Raw genomic sequence first — 24,893 nt, forward strand, 5'->3', positions numbered from 1 at the left:
TCTACTCGCCTCGCTTTCGCACGCGCATCTCGACCGGTCCGGGGTCCAGCGTCAGCCCCATCGAGAGGTCCAGTTCGTCGGTCACGCGCTCGAACTCGACGCGGCGCGCGAGCGTCGCCACCACGAGTTGCAACTCGGTCATGGCGAAGCGCATGCCGATGCAGTGGCGGGGACCGCCGCCGAACGGGAAGTAGGCGTACTCGGGTCGGTCGTCGTTCGCTTTCCCGGCCTCGCTACTCCACCGTTCCGGCCGGAACTCGTCGGGCGCGTCCCACCAGCGGTCGTCGCGCTGGACGTTGTAGGTCGCGAGTTGGAGCGTCGTATCGCCCGAGACGCGGTAGCCGCCGAGGAGAACCTCCTCTCTCGGCTCCCGATAGAGCGCGTAGACCGGCGGGTAGAGACGCAGGGCCTCCTTCACCACCCCCTCGGTGTAGTCGAGATTCGGCACGTCCGCGAACTCGGGGTCGCGGTCGCCGAGGACCGAATCGAGTTCGGCATCGAGTCGCTTTCGGACCGCCGGATTCCCGGCGAGGAGCCAGCAGGTGTACGTCAGCGCGGTCGCGGTCGTCTCGTGGCCAGCGAACAGGAACGTCACCAACTGGTCGCGCACCGCCTCGCGGTCCATCCCGGTCCCGTCGGCGTCCGCGGCCGCGACGAGCAGCGAGAGGAGGTCGTCGCGCTCCGGGGCGTCCGCGCCGGGGTCGGTCCCCATCTCGCGTTCCGCCAGTAACTCCTCGACGAGCGCGTCCAAGTCGGCCATCGCGCGCTCGTAGCGTCGTTCCGTCGGCGTCGGTACCCACTCGGGGAGGACCGAGAGCAGGCCGAACCGGTCCATCATCACCGAGATGGCGTCGGTCGCTTCGCGGACGACCCCGCCGCGCTCGGCGTCGAAGTCGAGGTCGAAGAGCGCGCGCGTCAGGATGCGGAGCGTCAGCGTGGCGAACGCGTCGCCGACTTCGACCACTTCGTCGTCGCCCCAGTCCTCGCACAGCGCCGCGGTGTGTCCCACCATCTCGTCGGCGTAGCCCCGGATTTTGTCCGGTGTGAACGCCGACTGGAGCGCGGTCCGCTGGCGTCGCCACCGCTCGTCCTCGGCGAAGGCGATGCCCTCGGGCGCGACGAGGTCGCCGAACGACATCTCGAACTCGCCTTTCTCGAAGGCATCGTTCTCCGAGACCAGCACGGTCTCGACCACCTCGGGGTCGAAGACCGCGAGCATCTCCGTGCCGAACGCCTCGTAGGACACGAGGTCGCCCCGCGACGAGACCTCCTCGGTGAAGTCGAGTCCGTCGCGCGACGCCGCGACGGTGGACCCGACGACCGGCAGGCCGGAACGGTGGGGCGGCGTCTCGGCGACTCCTCGCTCGGTTTCGCGGTCGGTCCCTTCCGCGCCTCTCGTGGCGTAGTCGAGGTCGCTCATATCAGGAGAGAGGGTATCCGAACCCCTTCCGGTTGCCGCGAAGCTATTGGTGTTTTTATATTGGGCGGTCGTTCGTCCGGCCGTGAAATCGCTCGACGTGACGATTCGGCTCCCGCCCGAGATGCGGTTGTCGGTGCCCGAACACGTCGCGCCCGGCGACGATTTCGAGCGCGAGGAGATGCTGTCGTGGCACACCCACGACGAGGACGAGATGGAGTACTTCCTCTCGCTCGTCGTCGGGGACATCGAGGCGGTCCGCGAGGCGCTGGCCGCGGTCGAGGCGATTCGCTCGTTCGAACTCTCGCCGGTGGACGACGACACCTTCTACGCCTACGTTGCGATGGACCTGCGGCCCGAGGACGCGGCGTGGTTCGGCGCGATGACCGACCGGCGTGTCGTCGTCGTCCCGCCGATAGTGTTCGGGCCGGACGGCGCTATCGCGCTGACGGTGCTTGGCGACCCCGACGAGTTGCGGCGGGTCGTCGCGGACTTCCCCGAGGAGGTCGGCGTCGAAATCGACCGGGTGAGCGACCACCGCCACCTCGCCGGGTCGCTGGCGGGTCGGCTGACGATGCGCCAATTCGAGGCCATCGAGGCGGCGAGCGACCTCGGCTACTACGAGGTGCCCCGCGAGGCCGAACTCGCCGAGGTGGCCGACGCGCTCGACTGCACGCAGAGTACGGCGTCGGCGCTCCTCCGGAAGGCCGAGCGCGCGCTCGTGGACGCCGCGCTCGTTCGCTGAAACGCGGTTACGAAGCGTTCGGCCGGTGTCGCCCGGTCAGATACCCCGGTAGGAGGACGCCCACCGCGACGAGGACGAGGTAGGCCGCCCAGTCGGGGACGCCGTCGAGGGAGGCGACGGCGAAGCCCAGCGGCACGGCGACGACGATACAGGCGAGGACGATCTTGTTCTCGCGGGAGACCATACGTTCGCTTCGTTCTCCCGACAGAAATCGGTTGCCCACGCTCGGAACGCTTATATCGTGCGGGATGGTACCAACTATCAGATAGATGTACGACCGGATTCTCGTGCCGACCGACGGCTCGACCGAGACCGAGCGCGCGGTCGAACACGCCGCCCAACTGGCGGCCGCACACGACGCCGAACTCCACGGCGTCTACGTCGTCAACTCCGCGACGTTCGCGGGCCTCCACATGGAGACCTCGTGGGAGGGCGTCGACGAGGTGTTGCGCGAGGAGGGCGAGACCGCGCTGGAGCGGGTGGCCGACATCGCGGCCGAGTACGGCGTCGCGTGTTCCTCGAAGCTCCTCGACGGCTCGCCGAGCAGGTGTATCGTGGAGTACGCCGAAGGGCAGGACTGTGACCTCGTGGTGATGGGCACCCACGGCCGAGGAGGCATCGACCGCCTCCTGCTGGGGAGCGTCGCGGAGGGCGTCGTCCGGGCCTGTTCCGTGCCGGTCCTGACCGTGCAGGTCGGCGACGATACCGAGGAGTCCGCCGAATCGGACGCCGAGAGTGCGAACGTCGGAAAGTCGGTACCGTAGCGGAAGATTTCGGAGTCGGTGACTGGCGACTCGCCACGGACTGTACTACGAGAGCTACCGATACTGCGACTGCAAACCGCACTGCGACCGTGAACCGCGCTGTTGCCGACAAAAAGGAATTACCGCACAGCACCGCGACCTCCTCGTCACACCGGCCGGAGGTGTTCGCAGTCGCCCGCGTGGACTCGGACGCGCTCGCCCTCGTCGGTCTCGACCACGAGCGCGCCGGGGACCGCCACGTCCACCGCCTCGCCGACGATTTCTCCCGTCGCGGTCTCGACGCGGACGCGCTGGCCGAGCGTGGCCGACCGGTCGCGCCACGCGTCGATGGTCGCTTCGGGGTCCGCCCGGAGTTCGTCGAGCCGTTCGAGAAGCCGCTGGACGAACACCCGCCGGTCCACGTCGCCGACCTCCTCGCGGACGCTGGTCGCGCCCTCGGGAAGGTCGTCGGCCGAGACGTTGGCGTTCACCCCGACGCCGACCACGACCCACGAGACCCGACCGGCCTCGCCCTCCATCTCGGTCAGGATACCCGCGAGCTTCCGGCCGCCGCGGTCGGGGGTCTCCTCGGTTTCCGCGGTCGCTTCGCCTTCCGCGGTCTCGTTCGCTCCGCTCACGAGAACGTCGTTCGGCCACTTGATTTCCGCGGGGACGCCAGCCTCGCGGGCCGCGTCGGTCGTCGCCACCGCGGCCGCGAGCGTGAGCGCCGGGGCGTGGGCGGGCGGCAGGTCGGGTCGGAGGACCGCGCTCGCCCAGACGCCGCCCGAGGGGGCCGACCACTCGCGGTCGAGGCGACCCCGGCTTCCGGTCTGTTCGTCGGCCAGCACCACCACGTCGCTGGCTCCCTCCGCGGCCAGTTCCCGCGCGCGGTCGTTCGTACTCCCGATAGCGTCGTGGTACTCGACGGCGAAGGGCGCGCCGAGACCGAACTCGACGGCCGGGCCGCCGTACTCGGGGACGCCGCCGAGGAGGTAGCCGCCCTCCTCGCTCTCGATTTCGAAGCCCGCGTCTCGGAGCGCCTCGACGTGTTTCCAGACCGCGTTGCGCGAGATGTCGAGGCGCTCGGCGAGGTCGGGACCGGAAATCGGCCCGTCCGCGACGGCCTCTAAGACGGCCCGGCGGGTGTCGTTCATACTCGGCGGTAGGGCCGAATCAGACAAGAAAGGTGCGTTTCCGCGGACGGGCGTGGCGGTCCGAGCCGTGGCCTACTCCAGTCCCGCGATGCCGAGACACTGTCTGATAAAACTGCTCTGGGCGAGGAACGTCTCGGTGTCCAGCGCCACCGCGACGCCCTTTCGCTCGTCGGCGACGAAGTGCATCTCGATGGCCTCGTCGAACACCCAGACGGTGCAGTTCAGCGCGCCGTGGCCCCGGATGTCCTCCCGAATCGCCTGCTCGTGGGAGTCGGCCCAGAGGTCGGTGACGATGGCGTCTATCTCGCCGTCGTAGTCGTCCACGTCCTCGCGGACGAAGACGACCTCGTACTCGTCGCGGTCGTGGTAGATGACGCTCCGCAGGCCGTCGCCGACCTGCCTTTGGAGAAAGTCCGCGAGTCGATACGGGTAGACCTCCGACACGGACCGACGTTTGCTCCCGCCGCGCAAGTGGGTTGTGGCAGGACGGTACCGAGAGAAGGAGGAAGGATTACTCGATGACGACCAGCACGTCGCCCATGTCCACGCTGTCGCCCTCGCCGACGGCGACCTGCGTGACGGTGCCGCCGCGGTCGGCGACCACGTCGTTCTCCATCTTCATCGCTTCCAGTACGCAGACCACGTCGCCGGAGGCCACCTCGTCGCCCTCGGCGACGTTCACGTCGAGGATGGTGCCCTGCATCTCGGCGGTGACGCTCTCGCCCTCGGCGTCCGCCGCGGCGCTCCCGCCGCTCCCGCCGTCGTCGCTACCGCCCGCGGGTTGGGGCTTCTGGCCGCCCTCGCTCCCGCCGCCAGCGGTCGGAATCGCGGCCGCGCCGCGCTCCTCCAAGTCCACCTCGAATCGCTTGCCGTTGACCTCGACGGTGAACTGGCGCTCGACGACCTCCTCGTCGTCGCCCGCGGTCGATTCGGTCGAACTGCCCCACTTCTCTTGGGCCTCCTCGATGCGCTCGGGGTCGAGCGTGTGGTCGAGGTACTTCGTGGTGTGAGTGCCCGCGACGAACTCGTCGTCTTCGAGCATCAGGCGGTGGAACGGGATGATGGTCGGGATGCCCTCGATGTCGTACTCCGCGAGGGCGCGCTGGGACCGGACGATACACTCCTCGCGGTCGCTCCCGTGAACGATGAGTTTGGCGACCATCGAGTCGTAGTCGGTGACCAATTCGTCGCCCTGTCGCAAGGCGTCGTCCAGTCGGACGCCGATGCCGCCCGGCGGGTCGTACGTTTCGAGGTTGCCGCCGGTCGCGGGCGCGAAGTCGTTCGCGGCGTTCTCGGCGTTGATGCGGAACTCCATCGCGTGGCCTTCGAGGTCCACGTCGCTCTGGTCGAAGCCCAGTTTCTCGTCTTGGGCGACCCGAATCTGCCACTTCACGATGTCGATGTCGGTTAGCTCCTCGGTGACGGTGTGTTCGACCTGAATCCGGGTGTTGACTTCGAGGAAGTAGAAGTTCGCCTCCGGGCCGAGGAGTTCGCCGTCGCCCCGACTCTCGTCTTCCTCCACGAGGAACTCGAAGGTCCCCGCGTTGTAGTAGCCCGCGGCGTCCGCGCCCCGGCGGGCGGCCTCGGCTATCTCCTCGCGCAGTTCGTCGGTCAGCGCGGGCGAGGGGCCTTCTTCGATGACCTTCTGGTGGCGGCGCTGGAGCGAGCAGTCGCGCTCGCCGAGGTGCCGGACGTTACCGTGATGGTCGGCGATGATCTGGACCTCGATGTGGCGCGGGTTTTCGAGGTAGCGTTCGAGGTAGACGTTGTCGTTGTCGAAGTACGCCTCGCCCTCGCGCTTGGCGGATTCGAGTTGGTCCGCGGCCTCGTCGGCGCTCCGGACGACCTTCATCCCGCGGCCGCCGCCGCCGCCCTCGGCCTTGATGGCGACCGGGTAGCCGTGTTCGTCGCCGAACTCCTCGACTTCTGCGGGGTCCTCCACGGGGTCGGTCGTGCCGGGGACGATGGGCACGTCGGCCTCGCGCATCGTCTTGCGGGCGTGGGTCTTCTCGCCCAACTGCTCCATCGAGTCGCTGTTCGGACCGATCCACTTCACGTCCTCGGTGTCTTCGACCTTCCCGGCGAACTCGGCGTTCTCCGCGAGGAAGCCATAGCCGGGGTGGATGGCGTCGGCGTCGGCCTTCTTCGCGGCGTCGATGACCGCCTCGTGGTCGAGATAGGAGTCGGCCGCCCGCGCCGGGCCGACGTTGTACGCTTCGTCGGCGTACCGGACGTGGCCGGAGTCGCTGTCCGCCTCGCTGTAGACGGCGACGGTGTCGATACCCAACTCCTCGCAGGCCCGCATCACTCGGACCGCGATTTCGCCGCGGTTCGCGACGAGTACCTTGTCGAACATTCTTGGCGGCAAATATTCGGGTGGGATACCTCATTCTGTCGGTTCCTCCCGGCGAGTAGCGGGACGCTCGTCTACGCTGACGAGCGAATCGGTTGACGAGTCTCCGGTCCCTACTCGCCGACGACTCGGCTCATTACGCTCGTCTCGGCCTTCCGGAGGAGGTTCGAGGCCGTACTCTCCGCGCAGTCGAGTTCGGCGGCTACGTCGGCGAGCGACCCCTCGCGGGGCACCTCGTAGTAGCCCATTCGTGCGGCGACCGACGCCGCCTCGAACTGCCGGTCGGTCAGGCCGCCAGCGACGGTGCCGTGCCTGCGGTCGTAGTCGCCGACCTCCTCCACGTCGGCGGTGATGCGGTCGGGCAGGTCGTCCAGCAAGCTCTGCAGGTCTTCCGGCGCGCCGACGAGCGTGAACCGCATGTGTCCCTCGCCGGTGTACTCGATGGGCGGCACCACGAGCAACTCCCGCCGGGCGAACACCGACCGGAAGTCGGTGTCGGTCTCGCGGGTCTCTTGGTGGACGTAGGCGTAGAACGACCGCTCGTCGATGGGGACCAGCCTGTACTCCGGAATCGTCGCCACGTCGTCCATCGCCGCGCGGTAGGGGTCGCGGTCGCCCTCGACGTAGAACAACAGGTACTCGACGCCCTCGTCGTGGAGGATATTCCACGCCAGTAACTCCTCGCGGGCAACCGCCGACGAGTCCGCGATGAAATTCTGCATCGGGTGGCGCGTCTCCCGCGGTTGCCGGATGGTGAGCGTGAGGTACTTCACGGGCGACGTTCTCGACGCCACGTAAAAAAGAGCTAGCCACTTCGACGGAATTCCTATCGACGGCCCGACCCAACAATCGGCTATGAGCCACTCGGATTCCGCCGCCGATTCGTCGCCGGACCGGGAGCGCGCTGGCACCGACGGCGACCGCTCCGGAACCGACGGCGACCGCCCCAGTAGCGACGGCGGCCGTTCCGGCACGGACGGCGACCGCTCGGGCGCGGACGCCCGACTCCCGCCGAAGTTGGATTCGCCGCCGCTGGTCGGCAACACGCTCCAGTTCGTCCGCGACCCGTTCGGGTTCTACGACCTCCTCGATTCGCGTGGCGAGGCGGTCCGCTACGAGGTCGCCCGGCAGGAGTTCTGCACGGTCTTCGAACCGGCGTACGTCCAGCGGATTTTGGTCGAGGAGAACGAGAAGTACGTCAAAGCCGAGATGCTTCAGGAGGCCGCGGCGGGGTTCGCCGAGCAGGGTCTGCTGTTGACCGAGGGCGAGGTCTGGCGCGACCAGCGCGTCCGCGTCCAACCGGCGTTCACGCCCGAGAAGATTCGGAGCTACACCGACGCGATGGTCCGGTACGCCGAGGAGTCCGGCGACCGGTTCTCGGACGGCGACGTGGTGAACGTCGAGGACGCGATGTCGGAGGTGACGCTCAAGATTCTGGCCAAGTCGCTGTTCGACGTGGACGTGGCGGGCCGCCGCGAGGTGGTCCGGGAGGCCGCGGCCGCGCTCAACGCTCGGGGCGACGCCAGCGGCGCGTCGGCGTTCCTCCCCGACTGGGTGCCCACGCCGAAGAACCGCCGGTTCCGGCGCGCGATGGCCGACTTCGAGGAGATGGTGGACGACCTCATCGCGGAGCGACGCGAGACCGACGACGCCGAGTCGCCAGACGACCTGCTGTCCATCCTGCTGGATGCGGAGGGACCGGACGGGACCACGATGGACGACGACGTGGTGCGCGACCAGATGGTGACGTTCCTGTTCGCCGGTCACGAGACGACCGCGCTCGCGCTGACCTACGCGTGGCACCTCCTCGGGCGCAACCCCGAGACACTCGACCGCCTGCGCGCGGAACTCGACGCCGAGTTGGGCGACCGGCGCGCGACGATGGCCGACCTGCCCGCGCTCGACTACACCGAGCGGGTGGTGAACGAGGCCCTGCGCCTCTTCCCGCCCGCGTACGTCCTCTTTCGGGAACCGACCGAGGAGGTCCGGGTCGGTCCCCATCGCGTCCGGGAAGGCACCGCGATGACGATTCCCATCTTCAAACTCCACCGCGACGGGCGGTTCTACGACGCGCCGGACGAGTTCCGGCCGGAACGCTGGACCGACGAGTTCGAGGAGGAACTGCCCGAGTACGCCTACCTCCCGTTCGGCGGCGGTCCGCGCCACTGCATCGGGATGCGTTTCGCCCTCGCCGAACTGAAACTCGTGCTGGCGACGCTGGCCCGCGAGGTCGCGTTCGACCCCACCTACGACGGCGACCCGGACCTCTCGATGGCGGCGACGATGCGACCCGACCAGCCGATGACAATGCGCGTCCGGCGACGGGAGTGACCCGCGGTAGCACGCCCCGGCAAAATTTATATTCCGCCCCGCTGACGCTTCGACCGTGACGCGACCGACTCCACCCCGAACTGGCCCGCATCGCGGACCAGCGACCGCTTTCGCCGGGTGGAGTCCCGACCGCCGCTGACGCGGCGTCGGGGTGAACCCCGACGGTTTCGACTCTTTTCGTCTCGATTTTCGACCGCCAACGACAGCAACCCACAGGATGAGAACGAAGCACGACCACGCGACACGAAGCAGACGAACCGCTACCGAATCGACCGCCGACGCGAGGGTCGAGCGATGAGCGACAAGGAGGGCGAACGCGACTCGGGCACCGACTTGGACCCCGAAGGCTACTACGACGAGTTCGGCGCGGCCGAGTGGGAGCGCCTCGACCGCGACCCCGTGACCCGCATGGAGTTCGAGAACACGACCGACTATCTGGCCGAGTACCTGCCCGACGCGCCGGACGCCGAGGAGCGTTCCGTCCGCATCCTCGACGCGGGCGGCGCGGCGGGCCGGTACGCTTGCTGGCTGGCCGAGGGAGGTTACGACGTGACGCTCGTGGACCTCTCGGCCGCGCAGGTCGCCATCGCCCGCGAGAAGGCCGCGGAACGCGGCGTCGCCGAGCGCGTCACCGCCGAACGAGGCGACGTGCGCGACCTGCGATTCGCGGACGATACCTTCGACGCGGTGTGCTGTCTCGGCGGTCCCCTGAGCCACGTCGTGGACGACGACGAGCGCGCGACCGCGATGGCGGAACTTCGGCGCGTCGCCGTCCCCGAAGCCCCCGTCTTCGTCTCGGTCATCGGCCGGTTGGCCATGCTCCGGGACATCGTGACGTTCGGGCTGGACGACTCTCACGGTCTCCTCGCGCCCATCGCCCGAGACGGCGACTACACCGCCGAGCGAGTCGCAGAACACGCAGACGGCGAGGGCTGGGCGGAGTGCCACGGCTTCCGGGTAGACGAGTTCGAGCGCGAACTGGAAGCGGCCGGATTCGCGGTCGAGAAGCTGGTCGGCTTGGAGAACGTCGCCTCCCGGACGAAATGCGAGTTGGCCGAGGCCGACGACGAGGCCGTCGAGTCGGTGCGGGAGGTCGTCCGGACGCTCCGCGAGGACCGGACCGCGGTGGACTGCTCGGAACACATGCTCGCGGTCTGTCGAGTCGAATAACCCCCGTTTTTCCCTCGTCGGTGGCTTTCGCTTCGAGAGCTTTCGTCTCCTCGGTGAGGGACGGTCGAAACGCGACGAGAACAGTGATACGGGAAGTTGGAAAGAACGTAGAAAGCCCCGCCCGCGAGCGCGCGGCCCCTCTACCCCACCCGCCGGTGGTCGATGTTGTCGGGCGTTCGCCGGTGTCGGCTGTCGGACCGAGCGCCCGCGGCCGGACTCGTGTGCGCGTCGGCGAAAGAAACCTAAATATTTCTCAAGAAGATTAAAATATGGCTTAGAAACAGATATGGGTGTCTCGGTCGAGCGCGCTCAGTTCGTGGACACGATGTCGATAACGTCCCGACTGTCGAGTCGGGCGTCCGCGCCGACCTGCCGGTTGCTCCGGCAGTCGATGCCGTGGAGGAAGCCCTCGCCGAGGTCCGAGTGGATGTGGTGGGCGAAGTCCTCGGCGGTCGCGCCCTCCGGCAGGAGGAAGCAGTCGGGCAGGACCTCGCCGTTCTCGTTGCCGAGACCGTTCGCGCCGCCGGGGAAGACCGGCACGAGGCCCAACTCATCGAACAGCGCCGCTTCGAGGGCTTGCTGGACGCCCGTGCCGTCGAACTCGGCGACGAACTCCTCGATGGCCTCCAGTCCCTCGCGCTGGTCGCCCGACACGTCGCCCACGATTTCGAAGTCGCCGTCGCCGGGGCGGTACTCGACCGCGCCCTGCTCGTCGGCCTGCTTCAGGGCCTTCTCGGCGTGGGCGCTGGCGGGCACGACCGTCAGGTGTTCGTACTCGGGGTCGCTGGTGATTTCGTCGTAGTTGGCCTGCGCCTCGGGCGTGTCCATCTTGTTCGCGGCGACGACCATCGGCTTGGTCGTCTTGCGAATCTCGCGGGCCAACTCCTCGCGGTCCTCGTCGTCCCACTCCGCGGGGTCGAGCGGCAGGCCGAGCGAGAGGATTTCGCGCTTTATCTCGTCTTTGTTCGTCCGGAACGCGCTCATCTGCTCGGCCAACTCGACTTCGATGTCGTCGTCGTTGCCGTCGTACCCGCTCTCGTAGCGGTCGATGCCCTTCTCCAGCACTTCGAGGTACCACATGTCGAGTTCGTTCTCCAAGAAGTCGATGTCCTCGCGGGGGTCGTGGCCCTCGGTGGGTTCGCCCTCGATGTCGGTCGTCCCCGAGAAGTCCACGACGTGGACCAGCACGTCGGCCTCGTTCAGGTCGGTCAGAAACTGGTTGCCCAGTCCCGCGCCCTCGTGGGCACCGGGAATCAGGCCCGCCACGTCCACGAGTTTCGTCGGGACGAACCGAGTCCCGTCGTCGCAGTAGCCGACCGACGGCGTACACTCCTCGTCGAACTCCGGCGCGGCGCACTCGACCCGGACGTAGGCCTCGCCCACGGCGGGGTCGATGGTCGTGAAGGGGTAGGCTCCTTCCGGCACGTCGTTCATCGTCGCGGCGTTGAAGAAGGTGGACTTGCCAACCGAGGGCTTGCCCACGAGACCGATTTTGTAACTCATTGCACGAACACAGCGTTCGGTTCCCTAAACGGCTTTCTACCTCGATTCAGTCTGCAAATTGTTGTCACAGGACGGCTACCGTCCGCTGGCGGCGTCGCCTCCTCGGGGTCCGCTCCGGCCACTCCCGCGAGCGCCGCGGCGTCCGGTCCGGCGAGCGCCACGACGAGGTCCGGCGAGCGCGACCCGCGACCCCACCGCGCTTTTGGCCCCCGGCGTCGTGGGTCGGTTCGATGATTCTGCAACCGTCGCCGACGCCGGAGTCGAGTGGATGGACCTGAGCGGTCGCGTCGCCGGAGTCGTCGAGTCGTTCGCGGACCGCGCTTCGTTTCTCGGCCAGTGGGCGCTCTATCGAGCAACTCGGAAGCTGAATCCGCCACGCGACGAGTCGCTGTGGGTTTTCGGCGCGCAGGGCGGCGCGGCGTTCGCGGACAACGCCAAGTACCTCTACCTCTACGTCGCGGCCGAGTGTCCCGACATTCGGCCGGTCTGGCTCTCGAAGGACCCCGCGGTCGTCGCGGAACTCCAGCGGGCGGGCTTCGAGGCGTACCACTGCTACTCGCCCCGCGGTCTCCTGCTGACGCTCCGGGCGGGCGTCGTCTTCCTGACCCAAGGCCACCGCGACCTCGCGATGCCCGCCGCGGCGGGCGCGTTCGCGGTCCTGCTGTGGCACGGCGTCCCCCTCAAGCGCATCTCGTGGGACGCCGGATTCCGCGACCTGCCCCGCCTCGTCCAGCGCGCTCACGCCGACATGGCCGAGGAGTTCGACCTCCTCACCGTCCCCGGCGAGGGTGTCGCCGACCGGTTCGCGTCGGGCCTCCGAATCGACCGCGAGCGCATGGCGCTGACGGGCTACCCCCGAAACGACGCGCTGTTCGGCACGGTTCCCGGCGAGGAGGTCGGCACCTCGGCCGCGGCGCTCGCCCGAATCCGGTCGCTCGCCGAGCGACGGCGACTGGTCTTCTACCTGCCGACGTTCCGCGAGTGGACCGACGAGTCGGCCGCCGACCGCCTCGACCTCCCGGCGCTCGACTCGTTCCTCGCGGAACGCGACGCGACGCTCGTCGTGAAGACCCACCCGCGGGACCGCCTCGACCTTCCCGACGGCCTCTCGCACGTCGTCGCCCTCCCGGAGAAGACCGATATCTACCCCTTCCTCCGGCACGCCGACGCGCTCGTCACCGACTACTCGTCGGTGTACTTCGACTACCTGCTTTTGGACCGGCCAATCGTCTTCTACGCCGACGACCTCGCCGAATACCGCACCCATCGCGGGTTCTACTTCGACTACGAGTCGGTCACGCCCGGCCCGGTCGCCGACTCCTTCGAGGAGTTGCTCGCCGGTCTCGACGCCGCGCTCGACCCGACCGCCGACGCCCACGCCGACGCCCGCCGAGCGGTCCGCGCGCGACTCCTCGGGGCCGACCCGGCCGCGACGGAATCGCCCGACGAAAGCGAGGTCGGCGATTCGGCGGTCGTCGCCGACTGCGCGCTCGCCGCGCCGCGGTCGGCCGCGGTCGTCTCGCTCGTCCGTCGGCGACTCGCCGAGTCCGAGCCGCGACGAGAGAAACCGCGCGAGGGCGTCCGACTACGTACTCTATAGCGACCTCTATCGACTCGGTTCCGTTCGCCATCAGTATGTATGTTCGATAAGAAAGCTTCAAGTCAACTTCGCCGAAACCCCCGGCTAAGGGTGGCAGTGACGGCCTCGCGGACGAGCGCGGCCGTTCGAACTCACAACATGGTACACACGAGCGGAACGACAGGGCAGGACGCGCCGAATCGGGCCGACGTATCGCTCATCGCTCACCGCGGGTTCGCGGGGGTCTACCCCGAGAACACGGTCGCGGCAGTCGAGCAAGCGGCGACTGGCGTCGCCGTGGGCGCGAGTCCGGAGATGGTCGAAATCGACGTGATGCCCACCGCGGACGGCGAGATAGTCACGTTCCACGACTACGACCTCGGGCGACTGACCGACGCGCCCGCCGACCTCACCGACCGGAACGTCTGGGAGGTCCCCTACGAGACGCTGGCGGACCTCGACGTTCTCGGGACCGGCGAGCGAGTCCCCACGCTCGGGGAGATTCTGGACGCGCTCCCGACGGACGTGGGCGTCAACGTCGAGTTCAAGAATCCGGGGTCGGCCGACGTGCGCCCCCGCGAGAACCTCCCGCCGGAGGCCCGCGACGAACAGCGCGAACTCTGGCAGGGCTTCGCCGAGGAGGTCTTGGACCTCCTCGCTACCTCGGACCACGAGGTGCTGGTCTCGTCGTTCGCGGAGGGCGCGCTCGCGGCGGTCCGCGAGGCCGACCCGTCGGTCCCCGTCGCGGCGGTGTTCGCCGACTCCATCGCCGACGGGATGGAAATCGCCCGCCGGTACGACTGCGAGGCGGTCCATCCCCCGTGGAACGCCATCGCCGACACCGCGCTGTTCAACGCCGAGTACGGGTCGCTCGGCCCCTACGAGGAGATAGACCTCGTGGAACTCGCCCACGACGAGGGCCGGGCGGTCAACGCGTGGACCGTCGAACGCTGGTACGAGGCCGACCAACTCCGGCAGGCGGGCGTGGACGGCGTCATCGCCGACTACCCCGGCGTCCTCCAGTTCGGCGGCGCGGCGGACTGACGGACCGACCGACGCGATGGACTGACAGACCGACTCACGCGGCGGACCGAGTATCCTCTCGGACTGACACTGACGCTCCATTGAGACGAGGCCAGTAGGACTAAGCACGACTACGTTGCCTACTGGTGCGGTGACTTATTCGTGAATGGGGTAATCTTAGCGGCGGGTATCGGGTCTCGACTCCGCCCGCTCACGCTTCAGAAGCCTAAATCTTGCATCGAAGTGGACGGCACGCCGGTACTCGCGCACCAACTCCGGGCCTACGCCGACGCGGGCGTGACCGACGTGACCGTCGTGGCGGGGTATCTGGCCGACGACGTGCGGGGACTCTGTGCGACGCTCGAAGCCGAGCGTCCCGAACTCGACGTGACCGTCCGCGAGAGCGAGGTGTTCGCCAACACCGACAACATGTACTCGCTGTATCTGGCCCGCGAGGAGGTCGCTGGCGAACCCTTCGTCCTGACCAACGGCGACGTGGTGTTCGACCCGGACCTCCTCGCCGACCTGCTGGACGCGCCGGTCGGGAGCGCCATCGCCACCGACACCGCGACCCACTCAGACGAGGCGATGAAAGTGACGGTCGGCGACGACGACCGCGTGACCCACATCGCCAAGAGCGTGCCCGAGGAGGTCGCGCACGGCGTCTCGACCGACGCCTACCGGTTCTCGGCGGACTTCTCCGAGATGCTGTTCGAGGAGCTAACTCGGACCATCGACCGGGAGGGCGACTACGGCGACTGGACCGAGGCCGCAATCGACCGCATCGTCGGGGACCGCGACCACGACGTGGGTATCGCGGACGTGTCGGGGCGCAAGTGGGTCGAGATAGACGACTTCGAGGACCTCCGGGCCGCGGACCGCCGGTTCGCCTCGCTCTCTCCCCTCGGCGAGAAGGAGGCCGTCTTCTTCGACTTGGACGGGACGATATATTTGGACGACGACCTCGTGACCGGCGCGGACGAACTCGTCGCGTCGCTCCGCGAGGCGGGCGTGGACGTGTACTTCCTGACGAACAACTCCTCGAAGTGGAAGGACGACTACGCCGACCGCCTCACGAACCTCGGGATTCCGGCCGACCCCGAGGACGTTCTCCTCTCGACGGACGGCGTTCTCCAGTATCTCCGGCGCACCGACCCGGACGGGACCTACGTCCTCGGCACCGAGACGATGGCCGACGCGCTGGCCGACCACGGCGTCGATGTCGTGACCGACCTCGAACCGGGCGACGAGACCCCGGAGGCGGTCGTCGTCGGCTTCGACACGGAACTCACCTACGAGAAGGCCCGGCGGGCGACCCTCGCGATTCGAGACGGCGCGACGTTCCTGCTGGCCCACCCCGATACGGTCTGCCCGACGGCGGAGGGGTTCGTGCCCGACTGCGGAGCCATCGGTGCGATGATAGGGACTGCGACCGACCAGTCTCCGGCCCGCGTGTTCGGCAAGCCCAACGCCGAGATGGTCGCGCCGGTCCTCGACGCCGAGGAGTACGCGCCCGACGAGGTGGCCGTGGTCGGCGACCGACTGGAGACCGACGTTCTCCTCGCCGAGAACGTCGGTTGCGAGTCGGTCTGCGTGCTGTCGGGCGACGCCACCCGCGAGGAGGTCGAGGCCAGCGACCGGTCGCCGACGATGGTCGCGCCGACGGTCGCCGCGCTCGCGGCGTTCGTCGGCCCGGCCTCGGAGACGGGGACCGACGACCGGCCCTCCTCGCGCGACGAACCGGTCGCGTCGCCCGACGGAGGGACCGACCAGTGAGCGAGGACGAGCGGAACGGCCGATTAGCGAGCGAGGGCGAGGAGCGCGACCGACCCGCGGGCGGAGGGACCGACCGGTGAGCGAGATTCGCCGCGGCTACGTCACCCAAACGCACACCGGCGCGGTGCCGTGGGACGACGCGCTCACCGCGGCGTCCCGAATCGGACTCGACTACGCGGAACTCTACATGGACGGCGCGACCGAGCGCACCCGAATCGACCCGAGCGCGGTCGGGGAACTGGCGGCCGACGAGGGACTGGACCTGCTGGTCCACCTCCCGTTCGTGGACGTGGAAATCGGGTCGCCCCGTAACCCCGTCCGGGAAGGCGCGCTCTCCGAACAGCGCGCCTGCATCGAGGCCGCCGCCGAGATGGGCGCGGAGAAGGCGGTCCTCCACGCCGGGACCAGCGCCCGGCCGCCCGAGTGGGAACTGGACGAAATCGCGCCCTACCTGCTGGACTCGATTCGCGTCTTGGACCGCTTCGCGGCCGACCGCGACGTGGAAATCTGCGTCGAGAACCTGCCCGGCGTCCCCTTCACGGTCCACCACCTCGACCGCGTGTTCGCCGAGACCGAGGCCAGCGTGACCTTCGACACGGGCCACGCCCGCGTGGACGGACTTGACGCCGACGAGATGGCCGATTTTCTGGACGCCCACGACGACCGCATCTCGCACGTCCACGTCAACGACGCCCGCGAGGAGGCCGACGAACACGTCCCCACCGGCTCGGGGACCACCGACTTCGAGACCGCGCTGGCCCCCTTGCGCGACGACTGGCAGGGGACGGTCTCCATCGAGGTCTACACCTTCGACTTCGACTATCTGGAACTCAGCGCCGAGAAACTGGACGACGTTCTCCGAGTCTGACCGTCGGCGCTCCCGCGGACGAGGAGCGATCCGACCTCCCCGGACCCGACTCGACGTGACTCTTCCCGGCCCGTCGCTCGCTTGAACGCCGTCCGACATGTTTTTCGTGCGACCCCGAGAACGGGCGGGTATGAGTGGAGACGCCCACTGTCCGGACTGCGAAGTCGCACTGGAGGAGGCCGACCTCTTCACCGGACAGGGCGAGTTCCGGGTCCGGACCGAGGCCGAGAGCGACGACGTGCTGGCCGCCGTCGGCGTGACGAAGGCGCTGGACGTGACTCCTCGGCGCTGTCCCGACTGCGGACTGGTGCGCCTGTACGCCGAGGAGTGACCTCCCGAGAAAGAACAGTCGCGCCCGACCCTTCTCAGAGGCGCTCGGCGTCGTCGACGTAGAGCCTGTAGACCCGCCCGACCTCGAAAGTGTCGTCGTACCCGTTGCCGGTGTGGCCGTCCACGCGGTAGCGCCCGCCGCCGATCGACTGGATGGTGTCGTTGTTCGACTCCGCGCCGCGCCACTGCTCGGGATGGCCGACGCCCCGGACCGGTCCGTCGGCGATGAAGTGGTAGTCGAACCCGATGTGGTTGGCCGCCCAAATCTCGAACTGGTGACCGTACGCCGTGTCTATCGCCGCTTCTCGGGTCGCGTCGGTCGTCGCGCCGCTGGTCTCGTCGGCCGCGGCCCGCGTCGCCCCCGTGACGAAGGGAATCGCCAACGCTCCCTGTCCGAATCGTTTGAGGACCGTTCGTCGTTCGGTGGCCTTCTCGGTCTCTTTAGACATATGTTATCACACCACACGTAATGGCGGACGGCCGAAAGTATCAATGCCCGCCATCCTCCTCGGCGTCGTGGGCTACTTATATCGGTGGACAACGACCGACTGAAATCCGGCGAACTCCTCGTTACTCTCGGTCCGAGCGCAGGACTCCGATTCGAGTTAGCGGACCGCCTCTTTCTCCGCGTCGGCCCGTCGGGTAGTAACGCTCGTTGCTCCGCGACTACTGACAGGTTGTACGCGCCGAACGACGACAAGGTTCAAGACGACTCCTCGTCCGGTCGTCGCTCCCGACCGCCCCGCCGTCGTCCGCGCCGCGTTTGGAGGCAGTTCCCGCCGCGAGTTCCGGGGAGCGCGTTCACCGATTCCGATACTACTAACTCTCGCACGCGGGAAGTATCGAGCGAGTCTAGAATGAGATTACACGAGTATCAGGCGAAGCGGGTCTTCGCCGACGCAGGGATTCCGACGCCGGACGCGACGCTGGCGTCGTCCGTAGACGAGGTAGTCGAGGCCGCCGAGGAGATCGGCTACCCCGTCGCCGTCAAGGCACAGGTACACGTCGGGGGCCGCGGCAAGGCCGGTGGCATCAAACTCGCCGAGAGCGCCGACGAGGCCGAGGAGGCCGCCGAGGACATCATCGGCATGGACCTCAAGGGCTATCACGTCGAGCGCGTGCTGGTCGAGGAGGCCGTGAACTTCAAGAACGAACTCTACGTCGGCGTGACGATGGACCGCGGCGAGGGCAAGCCCGTGGCGATGGTCTCGACCAAGGGCGGCGTGGACATCGAGTCCGTTGCCGAGGAGACTCCCGACGCCATCGCTCGTGAACACATCGACCCCGCCTTCGGGATGCACCCCTATCAGGCCCGGAAGGCCGTCTACGACGCGGGCGTCCCCCGCGAACTCGCCTCCGACGTGGCGAGCGTCCTCCAGACGATGTACCAGCTCTGGGACGACCGGGACGCCAGCGAGGTCGAAATCAACCCGCTGATGGTCACGGAAGACGACGAAATCATCGCGGCCGACGCCGTGATGAACATCGACGACGACGCGCTGTTCCGCCAGCAGGAACTCGCCGAGATGGAAGAGGAGGCCTTCGAGGACGACCTCGAACGCAAGGCTGGCGAGTACGGCTTCGACTACGTTCGCCTCTCGGGGAACGTCGGCATCATCGGCAACGGTGCCGGACTCGTGATGACGACGCTCGACCTCGTGGACTACTACGGCGGCGAACCCGCCAACTTCCTCGACATCGGCGGCGGCGCGAAGGCCGAGCGAGTCGCTAACGCGCTGGACATGGTGTTCTCCGACGAGAACGTCGATGCCGTGGTCTTCAACATCTTCGGCGGCATCACCCGCGGTGACGAGGTGGCCAAAGGCATCAACTCCGCGCTCGAACAGTTCGACGAGATTCCCAAGCCCGTGGTCGTCCGCCTCGCCGGGACCAACGCGGCGGAGGGCCGCGAGATTCTGAACGACGAACTCGTCACGGTCGAGGAGACCCTCGAAGACGCGGTTCAACGCACGGTCGAATACTCCGAGGAGGAAGCACAATGAGCGTTCTAGTCGATTCCGACACCAGAGTCGTCGTACAGGGCATCACCGGCGGGGAAGGCAAGTTCCACGCCGAACAGATGATGGAGTACGGGACCAACATCGTCGCCGGTGCGGTGCCGGGCAAGGGCGGCCAAGAGGTCGCTGGCGTCCCGGTCTACGACACGGTCCACGAAGCGGCCCGCGAGGAGGACGCCGACGCGTCGGTCGTCTTCGTCCCGCCCGCGTTCGCTGGCGACGCCGTTTTCGAGGCACTCGACGCGCCCCTCGACCTCGTGGTCGCCATCACGGAAGGCATCCCCACGCAGGACATGGCGAAGGTCAACAAGCGCCTCTCCGAGGTCGATACGCGACTCATCGGCCCGAACTGTCCGGGCATCATCACCCCCGGCGAGTCGAAACTCGGCATCCTGCCGGGCAACATCTTCGAGTCGGGCGACGTGGGTCTGGTCTCCCGGTCTGGCACCCTCACCTATCAGGTCGTGGACAACCTGACCTCGCGGGGCATCGGCCAGACCACCGCCATCGGCATCGGCGGCGACCCCATCATCGGCACGGACTTCACCGACGCGCTGGAACTGTTCGAGAACGACCCCGACACGAAGGCGGTCGTCATGTGCGGCGAAATCGGCGGCGAGGACGAGGAGGAAGCCGCTCGGTTCATCGCCGAGAACATGGACACGCCGGTCGCTGGCTTCATCGCGGGCCGGACCGCCCCGCCGGGCAAGCGCATGGGCCACGCGGGCGCAATCGTCTCCGGTAGCGGCACCGGCACCGCCGAGAGCAAAATCGAGGCGCTGAACGACGCTGGCGTCCCGGTCGGCGACACGCCCAACGAAGTCGCCGACCACATCGAAGACTTCCTGTAGCGCGGTTCCCCTCCGCTCTTTCGGCCTCTCTCCTCTGCGTTTTCCGATTCTTTTCGGCTTCTCCCGCCTCGTCCTCGTCTCCTCCCGTCTTCTCTTTTCGCCACAGCCACGCCCGAAATCCGCCGCTGGCACAGCACTTACCCGTGTCACGGCCTAACGTAGCGTGTGAACACCCCCAACCAACTTCGGTCGGCCGCCGACGAGCAAGAGGACCTGACTATCGCCCGGCGCGAGTCCGAGGCGGGCAACGTCGTCACCGTCGATTTCGGTCCCGGCGTCGAGGTGTCGCTGGACCTCCTCGGCGAGTTGGTCATCGTCGTGGCTGGCGACCGCCAGTTCGAGTTCGAGATGCCCGACGAGGCGACCGAACTCTCCACCAACAACGGCATGCTCGTCATCGAGTAGCGACGCGCCGCCCCGCTCGTCGCGGGACTCCTCGGAGAAAACTACCGCAACGGGAAAGGCCCAATACCTCCCGCGCTAACCGCTAGACGTGAACGTTACCATCGTCGATTACGGCGTGGGCAACCTCCGGAGCCTCCGACGGGGCTTGGAGCGGGCCGACGCCGACGTGGAAGTCACCGACGACCCCGAGGCGATCGCCGACGCCGAGGCCATCGTCCTGCCCGGCGTGGGCGCGTTCGAGGAGTGCATGCGAAACTCCGAACCGTTCCACGACGTGTTGCGCGAGGCCGCCGCGGACACCCCGATTCTGGGCATCTGCGTCGGTCTCCAACTCCTGTTCACCGAGAGCGAGGAGGGCGCGCCCGAGGGTGAAACCGTCGAGGGGTTGGACCTCATCCCCGGCCGGGTCGAACGCCTCCCCCGCGGCGAGGTCAAGGTCCCACAGATGGGGTGGAACGAGGTCGCGGTCGAGCGCGACCACCCCATCGCGGACGGCATCGCCGACGGCGACTACGCCTACTTCGTCCACTCCTACTGCGCAGCGGCCGCCGACCACACCGTGGCGTCCTGCGACTACGGCTTCGACTTCGCCGCGGTCGCGGCCAACGACGCGGGTAACGTGATGGGCACGCAGTTCCACCCCGAGAAGAGCGGCGAGACCGGCCTCCGACTCCTCCAGAACTTCGTGGACTACGCCGAGCAGTATCGGGACGCGACCGCCGAGACCGCGGCGGACTGACGGGGAACTGAAGCGAAAAGAGTCGCGTGAAGGCGACCGACGGCGCGCTACCGGTTCAGTTCACCGAGGCAGTCCTGACAGTACTTCGCGCCCGCCATGTTCGACGCGCCGCACGTCCCGCAGGCGAACTCGTCGGCGGTCGGCACAGCGTCGGCCGCGGCGTCTCCACCGCTCGAACCGCGGTTCTCGCCCCGGCCGTCCGCCCGAATCGGTCCCTTGTCGAGGGCCTCGGCGGCCGCGCTCGACACGTCCCGCGGCGCGTCGTCGCGCTCCGCGAGCGCCAGCAACAGCGCGTCGTCGCGCATCTTCTCCAGTCCGCGCATCAAGCCCAGAAACAGGAGCGTCGGCGCGGCTATCACGAAGCAGGCCATCAGTAGTCGGAGGGCGAGGTTCATATTCGACTCCGGTGAGCGTGGCTATTTAATTGTACCGGTTATTTGAAGTCCTGTGCCTCGCTACCGAATCGCTGGTCGGGTCAATGGCCCGTCTCCCGTCGCCGTCGGCGACCTACTCTCGGTCGCCGTCACCGACTGACGCTTCGTCACCGTCGGGGACCGTTCGGTCGATTCGCTCGCGGCTCTCGGCCGAGAGGTCCGCCAGCGCGACGCGTTCGCTCGACTCGTCGTAGTCGAGCAGGCCCGCCTCGACCATCAGCGGGAGGTGGTGTCGGTCCAACGAGACCAGTACGCGGTCGGCGGGTTGGTCGCCGGTTCGGGCCACCGCTTCGGCGAGTTCGGCGAGCGTCGCCGACTCGCGTTCGCGGAGCGTCGCCAGCGCGGCGCGACGACTCTCGTCGGTCAGGACCCAGTGCAGGTCGTCAGGGAGCGGTTCGTCGGTCGGCGCGTTCGACCCATCCGTCGAGTCGGTACGGGTTCTATCCATCACGCTACTCCACGGGTTCCGCCTACATCAAACTATTCAGTATATTGATATATCCCGGTACGCCCCGATTCGAGTGTGAATATCCCTCACGGGAGGAGTCCCGGAGACCGCGAGGAGTCCCGGAACCAAGCGAGGAGGGCGGAAGAAAACGGCGGAGTCGGCGGTATCGAAACGACGGCGAACGTCGGTCGGCCGAGTCGGCGCGGGGGAACCGTCGGCGGGCGGTTCTCAGCAGGTCGAGTCGAGGTCTACGAACGCGTCGTCGTCGGCGGTGAGCCACGAGGACATCCGCTCCATGCCGGAGACGCCAGCGGGATACACCGTCCGTCGGTCCGGTCGCTCCTCGTACTCGACGACGACGGAGCGCAGTCCGATGTCGGGCCGGTCGTCGCGGGCCTCGGTCTCTAAATCCGCGGGGCGGTCTCGGTCGGTCCGTGTGTCGAGGGTGTCGGGGTCCGTACTCATGATACTCCGGCCGCATCTCGGACTGCGACGCGGTTCGGTTAAGTACTTTCTATGAGCCATATATATCCGTTAGCTCGAATCTGAACGCTCCGTAACTTCCTAGCGGTCGCTGCTCGCTCACCAACCTCGGAATTATATCACTATATTGGCGATAAATTTTATATATTGTATGGGCAAAATATATTCTGGAGCAAAAATGACAGATAAAAACTATTCGACTCCGAGTCGAAGAGCGGTGTTGAAGAGTGCGGGCGTCGGCATGGCCGGGTTCGTCGGCGTGACGGGCACGAGCGGTGCCGCGGAAGTCGGCGTGGACGAACAGCAGGCGGCCCAACTCGACGCGCCTCACGACTCCGCGACCGACGCGGCGGCGGTCCTCGAAGACCACGGGGGCGACCTGTTGGCGGCGCTCTCGCAGGCCGACGTTCTCCCGGCCGCTACCGTCTCCGAACTCGACGCCGAGACGTTGCTCAGTTACTCGGAACACGTCGATGGTCGTGAGGGACTGTTCAGTTCGGTCACGACGCTCGCCGAGCCGACCTCGCGCGTGACGCTCCGCAAGCACGTCGGCGACCGAGTGGTCGAGCTGTTCGTCCATCCGGAAGCTGGCGATCACTACGCAGTCGTCCGCTCACAGGACTCCTCGGACGCGACCATCGTCCGCCCGCAAGACCTCGACAGCGACGCGCAGGACGGTGACGTGGGAACGAACGCCGACTACGTCGGCTACAGTTGCGAGGTCTACATCTACAGCGACTGCTCGTACGACTTCTACCCGTGGTTCGTGGACGACTCGGGCTGTTACAAGGGTTCGCGCTCGGGGTGCTGTAGCGAGGGCTACAAGCCGCGACCCTGCTGACGGACGAGGAGATTCGCTCGCGTTGACGAACTCCCAGCGCGGCCGCTGGTGGTTTCGGTTCATCTTTTCGAAGCCGACGACCGAGGAGGTCGAATTCCGACGACTCTATCGACCGGTTTCCCTAGTCACGCTACTCGTCCAATCGGATGTAGACGGCCGCCCGCGCTCCCACCTTCTTCTTGTGGAGGTCCCCCTGCTCTACGAGCGTTTCGAGCTTGTTGTACGCCGCGGGCCGGGAACACGCGACTTCGTCGGCGACTTCGCTGGTGGTCAACACCGGCAGGTCGGTCTCCTCGAAGACCGCCATCACGGCATCGAGCGTGACCTCCTCGACGTATTTCCCGCCCTCGTCGCGCTCCCGTTCGTCCATAGAGGTAGGTCGGATAGTAGTCCACTTAGTTCCATTGTCTACGAAGTTATTGGAAAACTTTTTCATCTATAACTACGTAGTTATAGGTAGAAGGTCGCCGCCCCTCGGGGCGTACTCCTCGCGGAAAACGCCCGGCGTCAGAGCGCCGGACGGTGGCCTTCTGTGGAGCAGAAAGCCATGTCCAAGTCAGCCACCTACCGACTTGAGTGTGACGAACAGGTCCGAAAACGTCCACGATGGGTCCCGTTCGGGGTCACTCGCTTCGGTGAGACCGCATGAAGTCCACTCGTCTCGTCGTCGAAGGCGTGTCTCCCGACGAGATTACCGTCGATCTCCTCGTGGCAGTCGAGGAGGCCGCACAAGACCACGACCTCGGAGTAGAAGGTATCTCGATTCAACGAAGAAGATAGAACGCGGACGGGATACCGATTCGCCGCTCACGAAGTGGCGAGCGCACGAGACGCTCGCCGTATTGTTCGCGGCAGAATAGTGGGTCGGGGCGGATTGCGAACCTGAGCAAGACATTCCTGCTCGCTTCGCTGCGCGGGCCTGTGACTTGCTGGGTTCGAATCCGCCCGCCGAACAGTATTTGCGACTCGTGGATTTGCGAGTAGACAAGCTACTCGCAGTCGAACTCGTCGCAAAATCATGGGTCGGGGCGGATTCGAACCGCCGACCTGCTCCGTGTGAAGGAGCTGTCATAACCGGACTAGACTACCGACCCGCGCATTCCATTCTTCCCCCTTCCGGGACTTAAGACTTACTTTACAATCGGAAACACGCGTGCCGTCCGGGACTCGGCGATGCCCGAACGCACACGCCGTCTCAGACTCGCTCGCGGGCCTTGCGCATCGCTCGCCGGGCGCGGGCGGCGGCCTCGTCCTCGGTCGATTTCAACTCGGCTTGCCACCGCTGGACGCGAGTCGTCGGCTCCTCGTCGCGACCGGTCGCCTTCCGGACTCGTCGCTCGACCGGGGCTAGCTCCTCGCGAACGCCGCGAGTGAGGTGTTTCCCCGCGCGCTTGCCGTAGTACCACGCGTCTTCGAAGTGTTTGTTCATGTCTCACGCACCATTATGTTCTTACGACGAGGACAGATATAGCTTTTACCCTCGCCGAAGTACTGCGATTTCTGTCGTCAGGTCTGAGGAAAGAGACGCACCGAAGGCGGCGAGACGGCCGTTTCGGGTCCGACTCGGGAAGTTTCCGTGACAGCAAAATCGCAGATGGGACTGCGGTTCGTTGCCGACGCCACTCGGACCGCGACAACTACCGCCCAACACTGCACCCACACAGCAGTCTGTCACCGATACC

General features: G+C 67.1%; 28 protein-coding genes and 1 tRNA gene. 15 read left to right on the plus strand and 14 right to left on the minus strand.

What is annotated here, in order from left to right:
- Position 1 precedes the first annotated feature (1 nt).
- Positions 2–1,420, minus strand: a complete 1,419-nt coding sequence (locus EPL00_RS10200; protein ID WP_135852807.1) for a cytochrome P450 — start codon at positions 1,418–1,420, stop codon at positions 2–4.
- A gap of 82 nt (positions 1,421–1,502) precedes the next feature.
- On the opposite strand from EPL00_RS10200, the gene EPL00_RS10205 reads away from it, so the two are divergent.
- Positions 1,503–2,162, plus strand: coding sequence for a helix-turn-helix domain-containing protein (locus tag EPL00_RS10205; protein WP_135852806.1), 660 nt, complete (start codon positions 1,503–1,505; stop codon positions 2,160–2,162).
- A 7-nt stretch (positions 2,163–2,169) separates the two neighbouring features.
- On the opposite strand, the gene EPL00_RS10210 is transcribed toward EPL00_RS10205, so the two are convergent.
- Positions 2,170–2,346, minus strand: a complete 177-nt coding sequence (locus tag EPL00_RS10210) for a hypothetical protein (protein ID WP_162224194.1) — start codon at positions 2,344–2,346, stop codon at positions 2,170–2,172.
- An 85-nt stretch (positions 2,347–2,431) separates the two neighbouring features.
- Between EPL00_RS10210 and EPL00_RS10215 the strand changes: the two genes are divergently transcribed.
- Complete coding sequence (locus tag EPL00_RS10215; RefSeq protein ID WP_135852805.1) at positions 2,432–2,926, plus strand: universal stress protein; 495 nt, start codon at positions 2,432–2,434, stop codon at positions 2,924–2,926.
- A 146-nt stretch (positions 2,927–3,072) separates the two neighbouring features.
- On the opposite strand, the gene EPL00_RS10220 is transcribed toward EPL00_RS10215, so the two are convergent.
- From EPL00_RS10220 to EPL00_RS10235, 4 genes are all read right to left on the minus strand, one after another.
- Positions 3,073–4,059 carry a biotin--[acetyl-CoA-carboxylase] ligase gene (locus tag EPL00_RS10220; protein ID WP_135852804.1) on the minus strand — a complete coding sequence of 329 codons (987 nt, stop codon included), beginning with the start codon at positions 4,057–4,059 and terminating at the stop codon, positions 3,073–3,075.
- Between the two features lie 72 nt (positions 4,060–4,131).
- Positions 4,132–4,503 (minus strand): DUF7522 family protein, encoded by a 372-nt coding sequence (locus tag EPL00_RS10225; protein WP_135852803.1) that lies wholly within the window; start codon positions 4,501–4,503, stop codon positions 4,132–4,134.
- A gap of 67 nt (positions 4,504–4,570) precedes the next feature.
- On the minus strand, positions 4,571–6,415 hold the full coding sequence (locus tag EPL00_RS10230) for an acetyl-CoA carboxylase biotin carboxylase subunit (protein ID WP_135852802.1): 1,845 nt from the start codon (positions 6,413–6,415) through the stop codon (positions 4,571–4,573).
- A gap of 110 nt (positions 6,416–6,525) precedes the next feature.
- Positions 6,526–7,185, minus strand: a complete 660-nt coding sequence (locus EPL00_RS10235) for a helix-turn-helix domain-containing protein (protein WP_135852801.1) — start codon at positions 7,183–7,185, stop codon at positions 6,526–6,528.
- Positions 7,186–7,267: 82 nt separating this feature from the next.
- On the opposite strand from EPL00_RS10235, the gene EPL00_RS10240 reads away from it, so the two are divergent.
- Both EPL00_RS10240 and EPL00_RS10245 read left to right on the plus strand, forming a co-directional pair.
- Positions 7,268–8,743 (plus strand): cytochrome P450, encoded by a 1,476-nt coding sequence (locus tag EPL00_RS10240; RefSeq protein ID WP_135852800.1) that lies wholly within the window; start codon positions 7,268–7,270, stop codon positions 8,741–8,743.
- Positions 8,744–9,037: 294 nt separating this feature from the next.
- A complete protein-coding gene (locus EPL00_RS10245; protein ID WP_135852799.1) occupies positions 9,038–9,913 on the plus strand; it encodes a class I SAM-dependent methyltransferase in 876 nt (291 codons plus the stop codon).
- 309 nt (positions 9,914–10,222) lie between these two features.
- Here the strand turns inward: EPL00_RS10245 and EPL00_RS10250 are convergent, their stop codons facing one another.
- Entirely contained in the window at positions 10,223–11,416 is a 1,194-nt protein-coding gene (locus tag EPL00_RS10250; RefSeq protein WP_135852798.1) for a redox-regulated ATPase YchF, read from the minus strand.
- Between the two features lie 61 nt (positions 11,417–11,477).
- Here EPL00_RS10250 and EPL00_RS10255 point away from each other — a divergent pair, with 61 nt between their 5' ends.
- The 5 genes from EPL00_RS10255 (at position 11,478) to EPL00_RS10275 (ending at position 16,993) form a co-directional block, all read left to right on the plus strand.
- On the plus strand, positions 11,478–13,016 hold the full coding sequence (locus EPL00_RS10255) for a CDP-glycerol glycerophosphotransferase family protein (protein WP_135852797.1): 1,539 nt from the start codon (positions 11,478–11,480) through the stop codon (positions 13,014–13,016).
- Between the two features lie 138 nt (positions 13,017–13,154).
- Positions 13,155–14,039: a glycerophosphodiester phosphodiesterase gene (locus EPL00_RS10260; RefSeq protein ID WP_162224195.1), complete on the plus strand. Its 885-nt coding sequence runs from the start codon at positions 13,155–13,157 to the stop codon at positions 14,037–14,039.
- A gap of 141 nt (positions 14,040–14,180) precedes the next feature.
- Positions 14,181–15,794, plus strand: a complete 1,614-nt coding sequence (locus EPL00_RS10265) for an HAD-IIA family hydrolase (protein ID WP_135852795.1) — start codon at positions 14,181–14,183, stop codon at positions 15,792–15,794.
- Positions 15,795–15,870: 76 nt separating this feature from the next.
- Entirely contained in the window at positions 15,871–16,662 is a 792-nt protein-coding gene (locus EPL00_RS10270) for a sugar phosphate isomerase/epimerase family protein (RefSeq protein WP_135852794.1), read from the plus strand.
- Between the two features lie 130 nt (positions 16,663–16,792).
- On the plus strand, positions 16,793–16,993 hold the full coding sequence (locus EPL00_RS10275) for a hypothetical protein (protein ID WP_135852793.1): 201 nt from the start codon (positions 16,793–16,795) through the stop codon (positions 16,991–16,993).
- 34 nt (positions 16,994–17,027) lie between these two features.
- On the opposite strand, the gene EPL00_RS10280 is transcribed toward EPL00_RS10275, so the two are convergent.
- A complete protein-coding gene (locus tag EPL00_RS10280) occupies positions 17,028–17,441 on the minus strand; it encodes a hypothetical protein (protein WP_135852792.1) in 414 nt (137 codons plus the stop codon).
- A gap of 84 nt (positions 17,442–17,525) precedes the next feature.
- Between EPL00_RS10280 and sucC the strand changes: the two genes are divergently transcribed.
- The 4 genes from sucC to hisH all read left to right on the plus strand — a co-directional run bounded on the left by sucC (position 17,526) and on the right by hisH (position 21,005).
- The gene (sucC, locus tag EPL00_RS10285) at positions 17,526–18,995 is read left to right on the plus strand and encodes an ADP-forming succinate--CoA ligase subunit beta (protein ID WP_274380989.1); all 1,470 of its coding nucleotides are present in this window, start codon (positions 17,526–17,528) and stop codon (positions 18,993–18,995) included.
- Entirely contained in the window at positions 18,992–19,861 is an 870-nt protein-coding gene (gene sucD, locus EPL00_RS10290; protein ID WP_135852790.1) for a succinate--CoA ligase subunit alpha, read from the plus strand. The genes sucC and sucD overlap by 4 nt, the downstream gene beginning before the upstream one ends.
- Positions 19,862–20,026: 165 nt before the next feature.
- Entirely contained in the window at positions 20,027–20,266 is a 240-nt protein-coding gene (locus tag EPL00_RS10295) for a hypothetical protein (protein WP_238398172.1), read from the plus strand.
- Between the two features lie 88 nt (positions 20,267–20,354).
- A complete protein-coding gene (gene hisH, locus EPL00_RS10300) occupies positions 20,355–21,005 on the plus strand; it encodes an imidazole glycerol phosphate synthase subunit HisH (RefSeq protein ID WP_135852789.1) in 651 nt (216 codons plus the stop codon).
- Between the two features lie 47 nt (positions 21,006–21,052).
- Here the strand turns inward: hisH and EPL00_RS10305 are convergent, their stop codons facing one another.
- From EPL00_RS10305 to EPL00_RS10315, 3 genes are all read right to left on the minus strand, one after another.
- Positions 21,053–21,400 carry a zinc ribbon domain-containing protein gene (locus EPL00_RS10305; RefSeq protein WP_135852788.1) on the minus strand — a complete coding sequence of 116 codons (348 nt, stop codon included), beginning with the start codon at positions 21,398–21,400 and terminating at the stop codon, positions 21,053–21,055.
- A 112-nt stretch (positions 21,401–21,512) separates the two neighbouring features.
- A complete protein-coding gene (locus tag EPL00_RS10310) occupies positions 21,513–21,887 on the minus strand; it encodes a DUF7344 domain-containing protein (RefSeq protein WP_135852787.1) in 375 nt (124 codons plus the stop codon).
- Between the two features lie 228 nt (positions 21,888–22,115).
- The gene (locus EPL00_RS10315; RefSeq protein ID WP_135852786.1) at positions 22,116–22,352 is read right to left on the minus strand and encodes a DUF7511 domain-containing protein; all 237 of its coding nucleotides are present in this window, start codon (positions 22,350–22,352) and stop codon (positions 22,116–22,118) included.
- A 235-nt stretch (positions 22,353–22,587) separates the two neighbouring features.
- Between EPL00_RS10315 and EPL00_RS10320 the strand changes: the two genes are divergently transcribed.
- Complete coding sequence (locus tag EPL00_RS10320) at positions 22,588–23,211, plus strand: hypothetical protein (protein WP_135852785.1); 624 nt, start codon at positions 22,588–22,590, stop codon at positions 23,209–23,211.
- A 130-nt stretch (positions 23,212–23,341) separates the two neighbouring features.
- On the opposite strand, the gene EPL00_RS10325 is transcribed toward EPL00_RS10320, so the two are convergent.
- Positions 23,342–23,581, minus strand: coding sequence for a response regulator of citrate/malate metabolism (locus EPL00_RS10325; protein WP_135852784.1), 240 nt, complete (start codon positions 23,579–23,581; stop codon positions 23,342–23,344).
- 275 nt (positions 23,582–23,856) lie between these two features.
- Here EPL00_RS10325 and EPL00_RS24020 point away from each other — a divergent pair, with 275 nt between their 5' ends.
- Positions 23,857–23,991: a hypothetical protein gene (locus tag EPL00_RS24020; protein WP_274380990.1), complete on the plus strand. Its 135-nt coding sequence runs from the start codon at positions 23,857–23,859 to the stop codon at positions 23,989–23,991.
- Between the two features lie 239 nt (positions 23,992–24,230).
- On the opposite strand, the gene EPL00_RS10330 is transcribed toward EPL00_RS24020, so the two are convergent.
- Together EPL00_RS10330 and EPL00_RS10335 are read right to left on the minus strand one after the other, a co-directional pair.
- Positions 24,231–24,305 (minus strand) — tRNA-Val (locus EPL00_RS10330).
- A gap of 101 nt (positions 24,306–24,406) precedes the next feature.
- On the minus strand, positions 24,407–24,640 hold the full coding sequence (locus EPL00_RS10335) for a DUF7553 family protein (protein ID WP_135852783.1): 234 nt from the start codon (positions 24,638–24,640) through the stop codon (positions 24,407–24,409).
- Positions 24,641–24,893: the final 253 nt, after the last annotated feature.

The sequence above is a fragment of the Halorussus salinus genome (genome assembly GCF_004765815.2).
Lineage (GTDB): Archaea > Halobacteriota > Halobacteria > Halobacteriales > Haladaptataceae > Halorussus > Halorussus salinus.